This window comes from Enterococcus sp. LJL99 (genome assembly GCF_054871725.1).
The window spans coordinates 45,360-64,080 of the sequence record NZ_JBTXLT010000008.1 but is presented as its reverse complement, the minus strand read 5'-3'; the positions used below and the strand labels follow the sequence as shown (position 1 = coordinate 64,080).

Annotated in this window: 14 protein-coding genes; 7 read left to right on the top strand and 7 right to left on the bottom strand. The window is 33.5% G+C overall.

What is annotated here, in order from left to right:
* Nucleotides 1-20: 20 nt before the first annotated feature.
* Entirely contained in the window at nt 21-1,400 is a 1,380-nt protein-coding gene (locus tag ACYSNW_RS12605; protein WP_461745003.1) for a transglutaminase-like domain-containing protein, read from the bottom strand.
* A 20-nt stretch (nt 1,401-1,420) separates the two neighbouring features.
* On the bottom strand, nt 1,421-2,485 hold the full coding sequence (locus ACYSNW_RS12600) for a dipeptide epimerase (RefSeq protein ID WP_461745001.1): 1,065 nt from the start codon (nt 2,483-2,485) through the stop codon (nt 1,421-1,423).
* Between the two features lie 231 nt (nt 2,486-2,716).
* On the opposite strand from ACYSNW_RS12600, the gene ACYSNW_RS12595 reads away from it, so the two are divergent.
* Together ACYSNW_RS12595 and ACYSNW_RS12590 are read left to right on the top strand one after the other, a co-directional pair.
* The gene (locus ACYSNW_RS12595; protein WP_461744999.1) at nt 2,717-3,283 is read left to right on the top strand and encodes a helix-turn-helix domain-containing protein; all 567 of its coding nucleotides are present in this window, start codon (nt 2,717-2,719) and stop codon (nt 3,281-3,283) included.
* Between the two features lie 106 nt (nt 3,284-3,389).
* A complete protein-coding gene (locus ACYSNW_RS12590) occupies nt 3,390-3,728 on the top strand; it encodes a metal-sulfur cluster assembly factor (protein WP_461744998.1) in 339 nt (112 codons plus the stop codon).
* 179 nt (nt 3,729-3,907) lie between these two features.
* Here ACYSNW_RS12590 and lysA read toward each other — a convergent pair whose 3' ends face one another.
* Together lysA and ACYSNW_RS12580 are read right to left on the bottom strand one after the other, a co-directional pair.
* Entirely contained in the window at nt 3,908-5,209 is a 1,302-nt protein-coding gene (gene lysA, locus ACYSNW_RS12585; RefSeq protein ID WP_461744996.1) for a diaminopimelate decarboxylase, read from the bottom strand.
* Nucleotides 5,210-5,306: 97 nt separating this feature from the next.
* Entirely contained in the window at nt 5,307-6,377 is a 1,071-nt protein-coding gene (locus ACYSNW_RS12580; RefSeq protein WP_461744994.1) for a serine hydrolase domain-containing protein, read from the bottom strand.
* A gap of 297 nt (nt 6,378-6,674) precedes the next feature.
* Here ACYSNW_RS12580 and ACYSNW_RS12575 point away from each other — a divergent pair, with 297 nt between their 5' ends.
* The 3 genes from ACYSNW_RS12575 to ACYSNW_RS12565 are packed head-to-tail and all read left to right on the top strand — an operon-like array spanning nt 6,675 to nt 10,044.
* Nucleotides 6,675-7,310, top strand: a complete 636-nt coding sequence (locus ACYSNW_RS12575) for a helix-turn-helix transcriptional regulator (protein WP_461744993.1) — start codon at nt 6,675-6,677, stop codon at nt 7,308-7,310.
* Between the two features lie 14 nt (nt 7,311-7,324).
* The gene (locus ACYSNW_RS12570) at nt 7,325-8,134 is read left to right on the top strand and encodes a pyruvate, water dikinase regulatory protein (protein ID WP_461744991.1); all 810 of its coding nucleotides are present in this window, start codon (nt 7,325-7,327) and stop codon (nt 8,132-8,134) included.
* A gap of 17 nt (nt 8,135-8,151) precedes the next feature.
* Entirely contained in the window at nt 8,152-10,044 is a 1,893-nt protein-coding gene (locus ACYSNW_RS12565) for a fructose-1,6-bisphosphatase (protein ID WP_461744989.1), read from the top strand.
* A gap of 478 nt (nt 10,045-10,522) precedes the next feature.
* Here the strand turns inward: ACYSNW_RS12565 and ACYSNW_RS12560 are convergent, their stop codons facing one another.
* On the bottom strand, nt 10,523-11,872 hold the full coding sequence (locus ACYSNW_RS12560) for a glucose-6-phosphate isomerase (RefSeq protein ID WP_461744987.1): 1,350 nt from the start codon (nt 11,870-11,872) through the stop codon (nt 10,523-10,525).
* A gap of 276 nt (nt 11,873-12,148) precedes the next feature.
* Nucleotides 12,149-13,495 carry an NADP-specific glutamate dehydrogenase gene (gene gdhA, locus ACYSNW_RS12555; protein ID WP_461744985.1) on the bottom strand — a complete coding sequence of 449 codons (1,347 nt, stop codon included), beginning with the start codon at nt 13,493-13,495 and terminating at the stop codon, nt 12,149-12,151.
* A gap of 133 nt (nt 13,496-13,628) precedes the next feature.
* Here gdhA and ACYSNW_RS12550 point away from each other — a divergent pair, with 133 nt between their 5' ends.
* Both ACYSNW_RS12550 and ACYSNW_RS12545 read left to right on the top strand, forming a co-directional pair.
* Nucleotides 13,629-14,915 carry a BaiN/RdsA family NAD(P)/FAD-dependent oxidoreductase gene (locus ACYSNW_RS12550; RefSeq protein ID WP_461744983.1) on the top strand — a complete coding sequence of 429 codons (1,287 nt, stop codon included), beginning with the start codon at nt 13,629-13,631 and terminating at the stop codon, nt 14,913-14,915.
* A 473-nt stretch (nt 14,916-15,388) separates the two neighbouring features.
* A complete protein-coding gene (locus ACYSNW_RS12545) occupies nt 15,389-16,324 on the top strand; it encodes a serine hydrolase domain-containing protein (protein WP_461744981.1) in 936 nt (311 codons plus the stop codon).
* Between the two features lie 211 nt (nt 16,325-16,535).
* Here ACYSNW_RS12545 and ACYSNW_RS12540 read toward each other — a convergent pair whose 3' ends face one another.
* Nucleotides 16,536-18,662 carry a hypothetical protein gene (locus ACYSNW_RS12540; protein ID WP_461744979.1) on the bottom strand — a complete coding sequence of 709 codons (2,127 nt, stop codon included), beginning with the start codon at nt 18,660-18,662 and terminating at the stop codon, nt 16,536-16,538.
* Nucleotides 18,663-18,721 lie beyond the last annotated feature (59 nt).

Genomic DNA, 18,721 nt, shown 5'->3' with positions numbered 1-18,721 from the left:
ACCCTAACTTTCTTTATTTACTAATTAAGTTCTTCCATTCCTATCAGTTCTTGTTGAACTTCTAAAAAAGCATATGGAAGCCCTTGATTCCCGTATTCAAATTCGCCTCTTTGATTATCAATCGGATCTGCTCTAAGTTGCTGTTTCGGCGGTAAAAAATCTTGTTGAATTTCACTATTAGCAGGCATTCTATAGATATCTAAATTACCAAAATAATAGTTCCACCGATCCAAATCTCCATTTCTATACGCACCTCCACCAAATGAAACATCTGCAAAAAGCCAGCCATATGGTTCGATATAAAATTGTGCCCAATCATGACAACCTGTGTAGTATTGAGAAACATATAGGCCTGATTGCCATTTAGCAGGAATCCCAGCCATTCGGCAAAGTGTAATAAACAAAATCGCTTGCACACCACAATCGCCTTTTAAATTTACAGCCGCATATTCGGAAATATTAGCAATCGTAAAATATTCTCTCATAAAAGAATAATTAACTTTTGTTGTAATGAAATCATATATTTTTCTAGCTTTCTTAACCGGATTGCTTTCTTCACCAACAATTTCCGCCAACAATTGCTTTAAATATGGTGTAAATTGAATGTGAGGCAATTGTTCAGTCAGTTCAAATGTTACTTTTGGTTGCAATGGTTCTGCAAGCTCAGGATCTAGCTCTACATAATTCACTTGATTAACATAAGTATATTCAACAGTAAACACTTGATCTGCTTCCAAAAATGTTTCAAAGTAAACGGTTCTTTGTGCTTGGTCTTCTGGTGCAATCATCGTTGCTTCAGGTGTTGTTTTTAGAATTTGAATCTCTGAAACTTGTTGACAAGCTTTTGGTAATGGTAAGTAGACACGAACTTTTTCACCAATTTTTTCATATTCTTTTTTCACGCGAATACTTGTCTTTAAATGAATTTTTACTTTTCGAGAGCCATTCTTTTTCATATAAATGACATTCTCACTCAATTCTTGTTTTCTTAATAAATCAACTTCGTTATCCTCGACAACGAACAAGCGTTTTTCATAATCTGCCTGCGTCTTGATTAGATTCATTAGAAAACGGCGTTGGAAATAGACTTGACCGTCAATGTAGAGCCAATCCACTTTTCCTTGATCTTTCAAAGCATTTAATTCATCATTCGAATAATCTTTAAACGTTTCTGCCATCATTTTATTTGCTTGTTCGAAATTAAAAGGATACTCATTGATCCCAACCATTCGAATAATATCTTTTTCGATTTCTAATCGCTTTTGCAACGCTATTGGCGTTTCCTCTTTTAAAAGGAGAAAATCAATTAGTTTTTCAGCTCCAGAAAAATCACCATAATTTTTCAATTTTAGAACATCTTCGGGTAATGGAATACTTAAATAACTTAAATCGTAATACATTGCAGCTCTCCTTTCCGTTACTATTTATCCAAGCCTAATCCAGCTTTATTAGATAAAGTAATTTGTTCAATTGGGTCAAGTGGCACACCACCAGAAATTGCTACTTCACTTAAACCAAACGTAGCATCTAAATCCGCTCGCGTTATATTTTGTTTCGCTGCCGCTAAATGAGCTGCCGCGGTAACACCTATGTTTGTTTCCTCTACCATACAACCAATCATGCACTCAACGCCAGCAGCTTCACAAATACTATTGATTTTCATCGCTTCATAGATTCCGCCAGATTTCATTAATTTGATATTTACATAATCAACTGCGTGAGCTTGAATCAATCGCAAGGCATCTTTTGAGTTAAAACAACTTTCATCAGACATGATTGGAGTTCGAACATTCGCTGTAACAAAAGCTAGACCCTCAATATTATGATAAGCAACAGGTTGTTCAACAAGTTCAATATCAAATTCAGCTAAACAATCAATCGTTCGTACAGCTTCCTTAGCTGTCCAAGCTTGATTAGCATCCAGTCTTAAGTGAACTGAACTACCAACCGCTTCACGAATCGCTTTGATTCTTGAAACATCCGCATTAAAACCTGTCCCCACTTTGATTTTCAATGTATCAAATCCTTGTGATATGGCTAATTTTGCCTTCTCGGCCATAATCTCAGAACAATCGATCCCAATTGTCATATCGGTCTTAACACTTGAAGAATTACCACCCAATAACTGATATAGTGGTAATTTTGCTTTTTTTCCTAATAAATCATAACAAGCCAAATCAATTGCAGTCTTAGCGGAGGGTGCATGTGCAGCAACGCCATTCATTAAATGATGAACTTTTTCTATATCTAAAGGATTAACACCTAACAAGACTTTCTCAAACAGTTCAATACATTCCACTGTCCCTTTTAGTGTTTCTCCAGTAATTAAAATTCCTGGAGCCCCTTCTCCAATACCTATGATATTTTCGTCCGTTTCAATTTCAACAACCGCACTCATTGCATAGTGAATGGTCCCTAAGGAAATAGTAATAGGTTCCTTTAATTTAGCTATTTTTGGTGAAACATTAATTTTTGTAATTTTCATACCAATCCTCAATCCTATCTTTTATTCAAATCTTTTCGTTTTTTAACTAATAGTGAATTTAGATGCATTAAATTGAATTCTTGGTTACATATTAAATATTATCTAAAAGAATGTCAATAATAAAATGAAAAAGAAATGAGTTTATTTTAATGTTCGTCAATAACTTGTGTTTTCTTCTAGAATCCGAGATAATAAAGAGGTAGAGAATATGATCAAAAGGATGTCTAACTAATGGAATTTAAGAAAATTAAGGAAATAAGGAAAGAGCAACAAATCACTTTAAAAGAACTTGGTCAAAAAACAGGTTATTCAGCTAGTTTTTTATCTCAAATAGAACGCGGGATGAATCGACCTTCCCTTGAATCTTTGAGAAAAATCGCGGATGCTTTAAATATAACTGTAGCTACCCTTTTAGCTGCTGACTCCCCTAAAGTAGTCGAAAATGAAGCAACTTTGCAAAAAGAATATAAAATCATCCGAAACTCAGCTGATACAATCTATAATCCTTGGCAAACAAACTCCACCTATTATAATACATTATTTAATTTACCAGTTCACACAGAGAATATGGTTATTTCCAAAATATATATCGACAAAAACTCATCATCTAGCGGAAAATTGATTGCACACAATCTACGTGAAATCAATTACGTGCTAAAAGGAGAAGCACTTATCGAATTAGAAAACGAGACATTTACCCTATCGGAAGGTGATACAATTTTTCTAGAGGCTTTTGCTCGACACAATATCAGTAATAAAACAGAGGATGAACTTTTACTGCTAACAATGCAATTTTAGTTAAAATTTACTGTTTTCTTTTAAATTGAGTTAAAACCTTCTCATTTACAAACGACTGAAAAAAAGGTATATTATGAGGTACAAACAATTGTAAAGGAGTAATACAATGACTGAATCACAAGAATACTCTGCTGAAGAGATTGAAGACATCAAAGAACAAATCTTGACAGCTCTAGAAACTGTCATCGATCCTGAACTTGGCATTGATATTGTTAATTTAGGATTAATATATGAAGTAGAATTTGAAAAAAATGGCGATACAACAATCAAGATGACTCTCACAACAATGGGTTGTCCTTTAGCTGATGTCTTAACGGAGCAAATCCACGAAGCCTTAAAAGAAGTGCCAGAAGTAAATAATGTCGAAGTAAAACTTGTCTGGTATCCAGCATGGACAACAGATAAAATGTCACGTTATGCCCGAATTGCATTAGGCATCCGTTAACAAACATTTTTTCTAGATAATTTAACTAAATAAAATTTATTAGAAAAAAATACAAGGAGAACTCCATTAACACAAATGGAATTTTCCTTGTATTTTTTATTAGGTATTTTGTTAACAAACATACGTGGTGACTGGTCTGAGAATGAATAGCTTTTATGCTATTTCAAACAAAACAACACTTATTCACAGTCTAATGAAGCCATATCGGCATATGTTTCCCGACGGACAACTAATTTATCTTGACCGTTTTCAACAAAAACAACGGCTGGACGCGGATTTCGGTTGTAATTATTTGCCATTGAATAGCCATAAGCGCCTGTTGTAGTAATTGCTATCAAGTCTTCTGGTTGCAGTTTAGGTAATTCGATGTCACGAATCAAAACATCTCCTGATTCACAAAATTTACCTACAATCGTAACTTCTTCTATGTCTTCTGTAGCAACACGATTCGCTAACAAACCATCATATTTCGCCCCATAAAGCGCTGGACGAATGTTATCTCCCATTCCTCCATCAACAGATACATAACGACGAACATCAGGAATTGTTTTTTGTGAGCCAACAGTATAAAGACTTGTTCCAGCCTCGGCGATAATGCTTCTACCTGGTTCAATCCAAATTTCTGGGAAAGGATAATCTAAAACTTCTGATTGACCTTTGACCGCTTCAACAATTGCTTTAACAAATTCTTTGGGATCAAGTGGCGTATCCGCTTCAGTGTATTTTACTCCAAAACCACCACCCATATTTAAAATATCAACTGTATAGTCAAATGCTTTTTTCCACTCATCTAAAATCAGCATCATTTTTTCTACAGCCGCTAAAAAACCATCCGCAGAAAAAATTTGTGAGCCAATATGACAATGAACTCCTGTTAATACAAAACGCTCTTCATTAAGAATTTTTTGTAAAGCTTCTGTCGCTTGACCACTATTGACATCAAAACCAAATTTAGAATCTACTTGCCCTGTCAAAATATAATCATGCGTCTCTGCATTAACACCCGGAGTAATTCTGAACATCACATTTTGCTTCTTATCTTGTTCTGTCAGAACTTCTTTTAGTAATTCGATTTCATAAAAATTATCAATAATAATCGTTCCAACATTTTCTTCAACAGCAAATGCTAATTCTTCCTTTGTTTTATTGTTGCCGTGAAATTCAATATTTTCAGGAGACATTCCACCTTTGATGGCCGTGTAGATTTCACCACCAGAAACAACATCACAACCTAGATGCTCTTCCTCCAATAAATTATAAATTGCCAAACAGCTAAACGCTTTGCTGGCATAAATCACTTTATTTTTAACGCCCAAAGAATCAAATGTTTGCTTGAATCCTCTCGCTCTTTCACGAATATGTGCAACATCATAGACAAACAATGGCGTTCCATATTTTTCTACTAACTGAACTGTATCACATCCACCAATCGTTAAATGGTTTTCTTCATTAAATTTTGCTGTTCCAAATAATAAAGACATTTATCCACCCTCTTCTTTCCTTCATTTATTAAAAATAATAGCATATAAACAAAAAACTGCCTATCGTTTTTTTCTTCATTGTCTTATTTTTTGTTTATTATTCTTCAAGTAAGCGATAGATTGTATCTCCCAAAGTGCTCATTCCATTAATAGGCACTTGATTTCCAAACAAAATCACCAAACTCTTTCCACTTTGACTTCCATATATCAAAGTATCATAACCGCCTAACATTCCTTCTGAATATTGTAAATCCTCTAAATAAACAATTCCTGCTTGGTATCCGCCAGCCTTTGCATTTACAAGTTTCTGATAAATACCTGGTTCAAATAATTGCCCATCTGACAATCCGTGCATAAATCGCCACATATTTTCAGTCGTCATATACAAATTCCCGGCTCCTAACAAACTTGAAAATAAAGCCTCTGTGGAAGGAAATGTATCTGTTTGATAATCTTTAGTGGCATAAATATAGGATTTAGGAACTCTATTGCCTTTAGGTAAATCATCCCAAAAATAAGACTGTGTCATTTTAAGTGGTTTGAAAATTCTTTCTTCTACTGTTTTTTCATAAGTCATTCCTGAAATCTGACTAATAATTCCCGCTAATAAAGTATAATTTGCATTCGTATAAATAAATTCCTTTGATGCCGTTACATTTAACTCTGATAGAACATTTTGAATTTGGCTATCTTCGGTTTTCAATACGGTATTAGGATCTGTTTCATCCATCATTAAACCAGACGTATGATTTAGTAAATCACTGATTGTGATTTCGTGACTCGAGGGAATTTCTGGATAATAATCCGCTAAACTAGTTGTTAAACTCAATTTATGTTCTTCGACAAATTGTAAAATAATTGCTCCTGTCATCATTTTTTGCAGTGAAGCGATTGGAAATAGCGTATCTTTTTGATTTTTGATTCCTAGCTCCTTGTTCGCAAAACCATAACTATTTTCAAAAAAAATCGCATTATTTTTCACAATAAGAACGTTGCCGACAAAATGCTTTTCAGCCATAAGTTGATTTAAACTTTCTGAAAATGAGTTTTCTTTTGTTATCCCTCTAGCTTCATAAGATTCGTCTTGCTTTATTACATATCTAACACTTGCAACAATAGTAATCAAAATCAACGCTCCTACAACTATTTTCCAGTAGTTATTTCTCATTTTGCCACTTCTTTCTCTAAATACTCTATCAAATTATAACATCAATAATTTGAGGATTAAAACAATTTACCTATCAAAAAAATTTCTTTTTCAAAAATAAAAACTACTTACCCAAACTATTTCTTTTAAAGAATTTCACGAACCAACTAGTGTAACTCATATTAGAGGAAAACTGTTTAAATAGTATGTCTCATTTTAAAATCCAAACAATCGATTAAATATTTTTTTGTTATTGCTTTATTTAGTGTATAACTATATAATCAATAGTATGTCACATTAAGAAAGTAGGTTGCATAATTGAAACTCACTTCAAGACAATTAGAAATAATTAAAATCGTAAAAGAAAATGAACCTATCAGCGGAGATAACATTGCAAAATTTCTTGGTTTAAGTAGAGCAACGCTTCGTAGTGATCTAGCCATTCTCACGATGACAGGATTATTAGATGCACGTCCTAAAGTTGGCTATTTTTATACAGGTCAAACGGTTGAACCTTTGCTCTATGAAAAACTGTATAAAAAACAAGTCAAAGAGTTAATGCTAACTCCGCTATTGATTCATCAAAGTGTAACTGTTTATGAAGCAGTCACTCATCTTTTTATGTACGATGTTGGTTCTTTATACGTGAAAGATGATCAAGATGAATTGATTGGTATTTTATCTCGTAAAGATTTGTTACGAGCTGCAATCAGTAACCAAAATACTGATAAGACACCCGTTGCAATGATTATGACTAGAATGCCTAATATTATTACAATCACTGAAGAACAAACGATTTTAGAGGCAGGCGCACTTTTGATGCAGCATAGCATCGATACCCTTCCTGTTGTCGAAAAAAACCAACCAAAAAAAGTGATTGGTAAATTAACAAAAACAAAATTAATGGAGTATTTCATTCGTTCAGGTAACGATATTGAAAAAGAAAATTATTAAGGAGTTTATTTCTGATGAAAAAAAATAAAATTAAAATTTACTTAGTGTCTGATTCTGTGGGAGAAACAGCACAAAAAATCATTTCGGCTGTTTCTGCTCAATATCCTGAGGTGGATATGACTGATATCCAACGTTTTCCTTTTATTACCGATGAGGAAGTATTGTTACCTATCTTGAAAGATGCCTTACATGATAAAGCCGTCGTAGTCACGACCCTTGTCAATAAATCTTTAGTTACTCTAGTAAAAGATTTTGCTAGAAGAACAGGTCTTCAATATGTTGATTACATGAGCCCTTTGAGTAATATTGTAGAGTCAACTTTTGGTGTTCAACCATTGCAAGAACCTGGAGCTTTACATAAATTAAATGAACAATACTTTAGTCGCGTTTCTGCTATCGAATTCGCTGTAAGATATGATGATGGAAAAGATCCTAAAGGCTTTTTGGAAGCTGACTACATTTTATTAGGTGTTTCAAGAACCTCTAAAACACCATTAAGTATGTACATGGCCAACCGCTCTCATAAAGTAGCTAATTTACCTTTAATTCCTGGCGTAGCATTACCAGAAGAATTAAAACAAGTTGATCCAAAAAAAATCATTGGTTTAACTACTGATATTGATAGCTTAATTGCGATTCGAAAATCACGTTTAAATTCGTTAGGACTAAAAGAAGATTCAGCTTATACAAATGAAGAACGAATCAAGGAAGAACTGACTTATGCTGAAGAAATATTTAAATCTTTTGATTCATTGGTCATTAATGTTAATACAAAATCAATTGAAGAAACGGCTTCGATTATCGAGGATTTAACGCCAAAATAAAAGCGAGGTAATAAACTATGGTAAATAAAATGCAGACAAATGAACTAATTGCTGAAATCATCAATTTAGAAGCAATCCTAAATTTACCAAAAGGTACTGAACATTTCGTTAGTGATCTGCATGGAGAATTTGATGCATTTGACCATATTTTGCGCACTGGATCTGGCAGTATTCGTACAAAAGTCCAGACTTTATTTGGTAAAGAACTTTCTAAAGCTCGAATTGACGAACTTTGTTTTCTGATTTATTATCCTGAGGACAAAATCAGTCTATTAAAGCAACAAAGTGACTTGACTGATAAATGGTGGTTTCAAACAATTGAACAGTTGATGAAAGTCGTTCGTTTTTCTTCTAGTAAATATACTCGTTCGAAAGTTCGTAAAGCATTACCTAAAACTTATGCTTATATCTTAGAAGAACTGATTTACCCTTATGATGAACAAACAGACAAAAAAAATTACTATCACCAGATCATCCGGAAAATCATAGAACTTGATGAAGCTGAACGATTTGTTAGTGACTTATCTTATTTGATTCGTAGATTCGTGATTGATCACTTACATGTAATTGGCGATATTTATGATCGTGGACCAAATCCAGATAAAATAATGGATGTTCTGATGGATTATCATTCTGTTGACATCCAATGGGGAAACCACGACATTATTTGGTTAGGTGCTGTTTCTGGCTCCAAAGTTTGTCTTGCAAATGTCCTACGTATTTGTTCCCGTTATGGAAATCTAGACCTTTTAGAAGAAGTTTATGACATTGATCTTACTGCACTCAAGGAGTTCAGCTTAAAAAATTATGCCTTTAACCCAGTATTCAAACCAAAAACTAATCCTTATCGCACTCTATCTGAAAAAGAAGTTATCGAATCTACCGTAATCCAACAATCGATGACTATCATACAAGAAAAATTAGCTGGGCAATTGATTCAGCGTAGACCTGAATTTAACTTATCTGACCGACTATTATTAGATAAAATCACTGATGATAAAATCACATTAGGTCAACAAAAGATAAGCTTGAGCAACCAATGTTTTCAGACAATCGATTTCACTGCCCCCTATCAATTAACGACCGATGAAGAAAGTCTGATAGAGGATTTATCTTATCAATTTCAACAATCTGAGCGATTGATGGAACATATGGATTTTTTATTTGAACAAGGTTCGCTTTACTTAGTTTATAATCAAAATTTACTCATACACGGATGCATCCCATTAACTGAGAGTGGTGAGTTCCAAGCAATTACCTTTGACAAAAACGTTTATTCAGGAAAAAAGTTAATTGATTTCTTTTACGAATCGATTAAACGTGCTTTTCAACATCCAGAATTAGTGGATGATTTCGATACAGATCTTTATTGGTATTTATGGTGTGGTGAGAATTCATCCCTTTTCGGTAAAAAAGCGATGAAAACTTTCGAGCGATATTTCATAGAGGATAAAACAACACACAAAGAAGTTAAAAATAGCTATTACAACATGCGCAATGATCCTATAATTTGCCAAAAAATTTTAATTGCTTTTGATTTATTAGATGAAACCAGTCATATTATTAATGGTCATACACCTGTTAAACAAATTAAAGGTGAATCTCCTATAAAAGCGGAAGGTAAAATGATTGTGATTGACGGAGGTTTTTCAAAAACTTATCAACCCATCACTGGTATCGGTGGCTATACATTACTGTATAATTCATTTGGTATGCAATTGGCAACACATAAACCATTTAAAAATAAGCTCATTGCTATCGAAAATAATGAAGATATTTTATCGACAAAACGCTTAGTCGATCGTCAAGCGATAAGATTAAGTGTCAAAAAAACGACAATTGGAAAACAGCTGATTTCAGAATCAAATAAATTAAGCCGCAAACTTGCTAGAAAGTCTCTCCTTCCTTAGATCATGATTAAAAACTATGAAAAAATCAAAATTTTTCTTTTTTGATTTTTATAAAATACTTGCTATTCCTTTCTAAAAGTGAAAAAGAAGGAATAAATCATGCCATCGCCAATTTATCTGTTTTATTTTTATTCATTTAAAATAAAACAAAAAGCCCGCTTCATCAGAAGCGGGTAAAAGGAGTTTTACTCCGGGGAGTAAAATGAAAAAATAAAAAGGGTTGTTGTTGGTATAAAAGTATAATACTATGCTTTTTTGTTTTTATCAATAAATATGCTCATTATAAAAAAGCTAATTCAAAAATTAAAATCTAAAAATAAACATATATAAATATTCTATATTTAATTACTTTTAGATATAAATAACTTTTTAATCAAAAAAAGTATAGATGACTTCAATGAAAATAGCGAAAAAGCATGGGAATTCAATTGAATTCCCATGCTTTTTCGCTATTTTTTAGATTTTATCGCGCTGAATTTTATAGACGTTCGTTTAATTCTTTTGCTAATTCTTCAAAGCCTGGTTTACCAAGTAAAGCAAACATATTGCGTTTATATGCTTCTACACCTTCTTGGTCAAATGGATTCACACCATTTAAGTACCCAGAAATACCGACAGCAATTTCGAAGAAGTACATTACATAACCTAGTGAATAAGCATCCATCGTTGGAACTTTAACGATCATATTTGGAACACCGCCATCTGTATGCGCAAGTAACGTTCCTTCGAATGCTTTTGTATTTACATAGTCAATTTCTTTTCCTTGTAAATAACCTAAGCCATCCAAATCTTCATTTTGCTCAGGAATAGCCACTGCATGACGAGGGTTTTCAACCTTAACAACCGTTTCGAAAAGATTACGCATACCATCTTGAACATACTGTCCCATAGAATGTAAGTCAGTTGAAAAATCGGCTGCTGCTGGGAAGATTCCTTTTTGGTCTTTCCCTTCAGATTCACCAAATAATTGTTTCCACCATTCAGAAAAATAATGCATACCTGGTTCGTAATTGATCAACATTTCTGTTGTCTTACCTTTACGGTATAAAATATTTCTTAACGCTGCATATTGGTATGCTTGGTTTTTAGTTAAATCTGTTGTAGAAGCGTATTCTTTACGTGCATCATTCGCACCTGTCATCAAGGAATCAATATCTGCACCACTAACAGCAATCGGTAAAAGACCAACTGGTGTTAAAACAGTAAAGCGGCCACCTACATCATCAGGAATAACAAATGTTTCCCAATTTTCAGCATCGGCTTCTACTTTAACAGCCCCTTTAGCACGGTCTGTCGTTGCATAAATGCGTTTATTCGCTTCTTCTTTACCATATTTTTTAATCAATAATTCTTTGAATACTCTGAATGCGATTGCAGGTTCAGTTGTTGTTCCTGATTTAGAAATAACGTTTACTGAGAAATCACGATCTCCAATCACATTAATCAAATCAGCTAAATAAGTAGAACTGATGCTATTTCCAGCAAAGAAGATTTGTGGCGCGTTACGTTCTTCTTTAGACAACATATTTGTAAATGAATGATTTAAAAATTCAATTGCAGCACGAGCACCTAAATAAGACCCACCAATTCCGATTACTACTAATACGTCTGAATCTGACTTGATTTTTTCAGCTGCTTTTTTGATGCGAGCAAATTCTTCTTTATCATAATTTTCTGGTAAATCAATCCAGCCAGTAAAATCACTACCTGCTCCTGTACCTTCTCTTAACGCTTTGTCTACTGCTGTCACTTGTGTTTGCATATATTCCAATTCATGTTGAGCAACAAATGGAGCTAATTTGGAATAATCAAATTTAATGTGAGACATCTTTTCTCCTCCTTGAAATAAACTTAATACAGTACTTACTTTACGTTTTTTTTCAACTTTTTTCAAGTATATTCTAATGTTTTATCATTTTTCACAAAGATTACCCTGTTTTTATTTTTATTAAATAACACTAATCAGTTTATCATGAAAAAGGCAAGAAAAAGTTATGCATCGAATTTTTTATTGTAATCCATCAGATAAATGCTACTTGATGGATTTTTCCATTAAAATTCAAATGCGATAACTTTTATCTTCCCTTACATAATAATTAGAATTCTATACTAAACCTTGGCTCAGCATTGCTTTGGCAACTTTCTCAAAACCAGCTACATTTGCACCTAAAACAAAATTGTTTTCTGAACCATATTTTTTAGATGTGTCTCGACATGTTTCATAAATATTTTTCATGATTTCATTCAATTGATTATCTACTTTTTCAAATGACCATGATAGTCTTTCTGAGTTTTGGCTCATTTCAAGCGCTGAAACAGCAACTCCACCCGCATTCGCTGCTTTTCCTGGACAATATAGAACGCCAGCTTTTTCAAAAACATGGACAGCTGGTAATGTACATGGCATATTCGCGCCTTCAGCAACAATTTTACCACCATTTTTAACTAAGATTTCCGCTTGCTTTTCGTTTATTTCATTTTGAGTCGCACATGGTAAGGCAATATCATAGGCAATTTCAAAATCCCAAACAGACTGTTGATCATAGTAAGTGGCATCTGCATGTGTTTCGATATATTTAGAAATACGTTCTCTATTTTGTTCTTTTAATTCCTTAACTAATTCTACATCAATTCCTTTTGGATCATAAATGAATCCACTAGAATCCGAACAAGTTAAAACAGTCGCACCTAATTCTTTCGCTTTTTCCATCGCATAAATTGCAACATTTCCGCTACCAGAAACAACTACGTTTTTCCCTTCAAATGAATCGTTTGAATCAGCTAACAGATGTTTTACAAAATAAACACAACCATAACCAGTGGCTTCTGTTCTAGCTTGACTTCCCCAATAACCTAATGGTTTACCAGTAAGAACGCCTGCATCATAATTTCTTAAACGCTTATAAGTTCCAAATAAATAACCAATTTCTCTAGCACCAACACCAATATCTCCTGCTGGCACATCAAGACTAGGACCAATATGTTTTTGTAATTCAGTCATGAAACTTTGACAAAAACGCATGACTTCAGCATCTGACTTTCCTTTAGGATCAAAATCGCTACCGCCTTTTCCTCCGCCAATCGGCAAGCCAGTTAAACTATTTTTAAAGATTTGCTCAAACGCTAAAAATTTTAATACACTTAAATTAACGCTCGGGTGGAAACGCAATCCACCTTTATATGGACCAAGAGCAGAATTATACTGGATACGGTATCCACGATTGATTTGCCATTTTCCTTGATCATCTTGCCACGGAACTCTAAACTGTAAAATACGTTCTGGCTCAATCAATAAACCTAAAATATTAGAGTCTACAAACGCTGAGTTCTCTTTTAAAAATACTTCTGCCGAAGGTAAAAACTCATCAACTGCTTGTAAGTATTCTGCCTGACCTTGATCTTTTTCGTGGATCTTCGCTTGAATTTCTTGTACATAATTCTTTGCTTCCATCTAATCATCCTCTCATAGTTGTAATCCTATTTTAACCTAATTCTGAAAAATTTCCACAAAAAAATTGAAATTATTCAGAAAATCGTAAATTTAATTCTTTTATGGTACACTACGAATGGATTGGAGGAGGATTATGAAACAATTTGATGTAATCGTAATAGGTGCTGGTACAAGTGGAATGATGGCAGCTATTGCGGCGGCCGAAACTGGTAGCCAGACCCTATTATTAGAAAAAAATAAAAAGGTTGGAAAAAAATTATTATTAACTGGTGGTGGACGTTGCAATGTAACAAATAACCGCCCTGCTGAAGATATTATTGCGCACATCCCTGGAAATGGGAAATTTCTATATAGTGCTTTTTCTCAATATGATAATTACGATATCATGAATTTTTTTGAATCTAACGGAACTCACTTAAAAGAAGAGGATCACGGCAGAATGTTCCCCATAAGTAATCGCTCAAAAACTATAGTCGAAACAATATATAACAAATTACTGGAATTAGGTGTTACGATTTATACCGAAGCAAAGGTTGAGAAAATTTTGTCCAAAGATAAACAAATCATTGGCGTTGAATTAGCTAGCGGAAAAATCTATGCGCCTTGTGTAATTGTAAGTACCGGTGGACGCACCTACCCTTCTACGGGAGCTACAGGTGATGGCTATAAATTAGCTAAAAAGCTGGGACATACAATCACGCCTTTGTATGCCACCGAATCGCCAATTATTTGTAATGACCAATTTATTTTGACTAAAGTTTTACAAGGCCTATCTTTACAAAACGTTTCATTAGCTGTTCTGAATACAAAAGGTAAAACAATTATTTCTCATCAAATGGATTTGCTCTTTACACATTTCGGATTATCTGGTCCCGCCGCATTACGTTGCTCTAGCTTTATAAATCAGGAATTAACTAAAAACGAAAACCAACCAGTCTCACTAGCGCTCGATGCATTTCCTGAAACTAGTCCGACAGAATTAAAACAACTATTACAAAATAAACTACAGGAACAACCTGAAAAATCATTGAAGAATGCATTGAAAAATATTTTACCAGAACGATTATTGCAGTTCTACTTAAATGAGTTAAATATCGCTGAGGTCCCAGCGAAAAATATCGATGAACAACAGTTGACTTCACTGGTTTCAATGCTAAAATCATTTAAGTTGCATGCAACCAAAACGTTACCACTTGAAAAATCATTTGTAACTGGTGGCGGGGTTTCTCTGAAAGAAATCAATCCCAAATCGATGGAAAGTAAACGAGTAAACGGGCTTTTTTTTACTGGAGAATTACTTGACATCAATGGATATACTGGTGGATATAACGTTACGGCAGCATTTGTGACGGGTCATGTAGCAGGCCATCATGCAGCTGAAATCGCTGAATATACGTACTTCCCCGAAGATATTTCGTAGCGATAATTTTTCATCTTACAAACGGATTCTAAACAATTGATAAGAGCATTTCGAAATTGAACACTCGTTTTTTCACATTACTCGATTCTGCTCTTTTCGATTAGACTCTTAATCCACTTCTTTTCATCAACCTCTTTTTGTCCAATATACCAAATAGGAATGTAACAACAAATTTTCAATAGAATTCATTTCCAATTTTTATTCCTAAAAATTTCCCAACCTATAAAAATAAACTAGTAGTTTGTGAGTATTATGATTGTCATTACCTTTTTATCACTCTTTTCGCTACCAATTTCAGTTCGCTTAACTTATTATAAAAACTAATTATTGAGAATTTTAGTTCATGCAAAATTTAATAGCGACTATCTAAAAACAATTGGCGTTTTCGAATTGGTTCATAATTTTAATTGAACCTATAGTAAAAAAACCAAACATTGCGAGTAAAAGCAACTTTTGCAGAAATGAGGAGAAAAATGACCTTAGAAAAAATACAAAAAGACTTTTCTGTACCAGATTATTTTGTTGGAACATTTGGAAACAACGAAGAAAATTATTATGGTAATGTAAATCATTCATTCAATTTATGCTCAATCAGTAAGTTAGTCACTACACTACTTTGCTTAAAATTAATTGCGCAAAAAAAAATCTTATTAACCGATAAGCTCAACCAAGAACTCGATTTATCAATTGATTCCATCACAGTTGAGGATATTTTACGACACTTAAGTGGCATTCAAGATAAAGAAACAGATTTTCTTCCAAACGTTTTTCCAGAATCACGAACTTTCTTAAAAGAGATTACGAAAACAGCGGTAGGTGAATTTGCGTATTCAGATCAAGGATTTATGTTATTACAATATTGGTTAGAAGAAAAAATGAATTTGCCTTTTCAAGAAATCATGCAACAAGAGATTTTTTTACCATTAAATTGTCACTCATTCAACTACTTTCAGCAATTAACCGAAATCAATTCTGCCGATCTATTATTGCCTGGATATAATCAAAATAATCAGATTATTTCCAATAACTATTCATGTTATCCTTATCCAGCCGCATGTGGTCTTTGGGGAAATGGCAAAGATGTATTAACCTTAATGAAAGAAATCACTAAAGGACTTAATAGTGATTCTCATTTGGGCATCCCTCAAGATATTTACCGTTTTTTGATTACTCCTAAAACAGAATCATGGATTGGCTTAGGGTGTTTTTTAGATGATACTAAACTAGGAATCGAACTTTCATCTCTCGGCTGGGGAGTAGGTTATCAAGCAATGGTCATTAGTTTACCCAATCAACAAGAAGCCCTAGTTACTCTAACTAATAAAGACTCTGGAAAAAATCAAATGGAAAGTTTTTGCGGAGCAACTTATCGAACATGGCACTCAGAGCCTATTTTTTCTCAAGCCTAATGTACTATTGTGAAATGAATATACAAGTTACTCCTGCTAAAGATAAAATGGCATAATATTGCAAATACTAATTATGAATAAAATAAAACACTTAGCTGCGAAAACAAGCTACTAACTAGAGATTCATAGCTAAGTACTTTTTATTAAACGCTCATTTACTTTATTACCTATTACCAAAGCTGCTCTCAAGTCTTCATTTAGTACTATTCAATTAAGTAAGCTCTTTTTTATTGAACGAAAGATTATACTGTACATCCTTTGGCCCAATTAATGGACCTGAATAATTCCCTTCGAAATAAAGAATGGCTTCGTTATTTCCCCAATAAGGCTCGATATTTAATGGCGTACTTTTAGGTGTAACAGATTTTTCTAGAGGTCCCCACCTTACTATTTGATTCGCTCCTTCATTTTTTCCTACTAATGTCAAAATCAATTCTTGATTTCTAGAAATAAATTCAGAAACAAGTTTCATTTCAGGTGAACTTGATGGCGTTTCTTTTAGTTCTGTTAAATCAATACTCATCGGAATATTTCCTGAGTTAATAATTCTTGAATTCTCTTCACTTTTAAAAATACCAGAGATTGGACTAGAAAAAGCCATCCCTTGCGCTGGAAATGAAAGTTCGATATACGGAGCTATTTCAGTTACTTCCTCAACCCAAGGACTGTACAACCGGTATCCAGGTATATGATGATCATCAATTTTAGCATAGGCATAGTATGTTGCAGGACTTAAATCCGTAAATTCAAATTTCCCGATTTCGCTATTAATCACTTGATTTTTCAATCCAGTTTGATTTTCAATACTTTGCTGAGCGGATTGTGAAGTGCTGTCATTCCCTTTGTAAAGAGCATCTTTTGAAAGCTTGAATTGTATTTCTTGTTTTTCATCTTGTTGCGGGGACCATTGACTTACCTGAGTGATTAAGCTACTGACATTTGAACCCACATTCGATAAAACAGAAAAAACTATAATGGTTGGACAACGTCCGTACATGATCGATGAACCATTTTTTATAGTCGATGTGCTTATTACTTCTGATTTATTAGGTAATAAATTATTTGCTACTTCCGTTTGACTCGTTCCCAATAAATAATTGGTTGAATAATTATATTGATCATTATCCTTTCTATTAATTGTTAACGTCATCGTACCAAGTACAGTTTTTGACTGATCACTATGATCAAACAACAAATAGTCAGGCGATGTAACATTAATCACTGGATTAATTCCTGAAAAAGCATTGACCGAGGTTCTAAAATGACCAATTGCATCTTGAGAAACGTTTATGATTACACTACCAGAGTTAGATAAAGCGGCTGTATTTTGAGAGGTAGTGTTGTAGATTCCTTTCGTACTCGTGTAAAGAAATTGCGCGTTTTCTTTCATATTGATTGTTCCGCCAGTCCAAAATAAATAAGCTTTGCTTGCTTCAATCGAGACACATGCTCCTTGCTCTACATTTATGACTTGATTAGTACTCCAAAATAACGCATAAACACCACTAGAATCATTATAAATAGTCGTATTACTTCCTGTTGCAAAATTAACGGTAGGAATCCCTTCAATAAATTCTCCTCCATAACTACTGCCCATTGAAGTAAAAGTATTATTGCCCTTAAAAGTAATACTATTTCCAGCGTTATTGTTTCCATAGAATGGTTGACTTCCATTTTGAATATTATAAGAAATATCTTCTACAGTAAACGCAATATTATTATAAGCATTGTATAAAATACCATAATAATTACTATTTGGATAACTAGCATTTCCAAATTGAAGATTTTTATATGTAATATTTAAATTGTTTGCTCCAGTTTGAAAATGAGCTGTACCATAGTTTGTACCATTATACAAAAGCGCATGTCCATCTCCATCCAAAACTGTATTTTTATTAATTGTGAAGCGAGTATCACTGTCTTTATAAATGATATCATTTAATAATTTTATGTAATGAAGCGTTTGACCATTTACGAAAGAAGTATTAATTGCTTGTTTTAATTCTTGAGCATTAGAAACTAAGAATGGACTTTCCAGCGTGCCATTTCCTAGCGCTCGTTCTGAAATAAAAGGTTCCTCTGCTTCAGAATTTTCTATTTCTAAGTTTCCAATTTTTTCTTCACTACTTGAAAAAGTGATTTCCTTCTGATTCGTTGTCATCTGCGTTGGACCACTACTTTCTGATAAGCTTTCCGTTGAAGAAGATACTTGGCACTCAAACTCAATACTGTAAACATCACTGACTTCAGCAGTTGTTTCTATTGCTTCACTAAAAAAACTACACAGGTTAAAAATAACAAAACTATCAATAAAACACTTAGGATTCGTTTCATTCAAACACTCCTTCATAATAATCTAGAGATGACAAGCAAAAATATAAAATAAAAACTATTTTA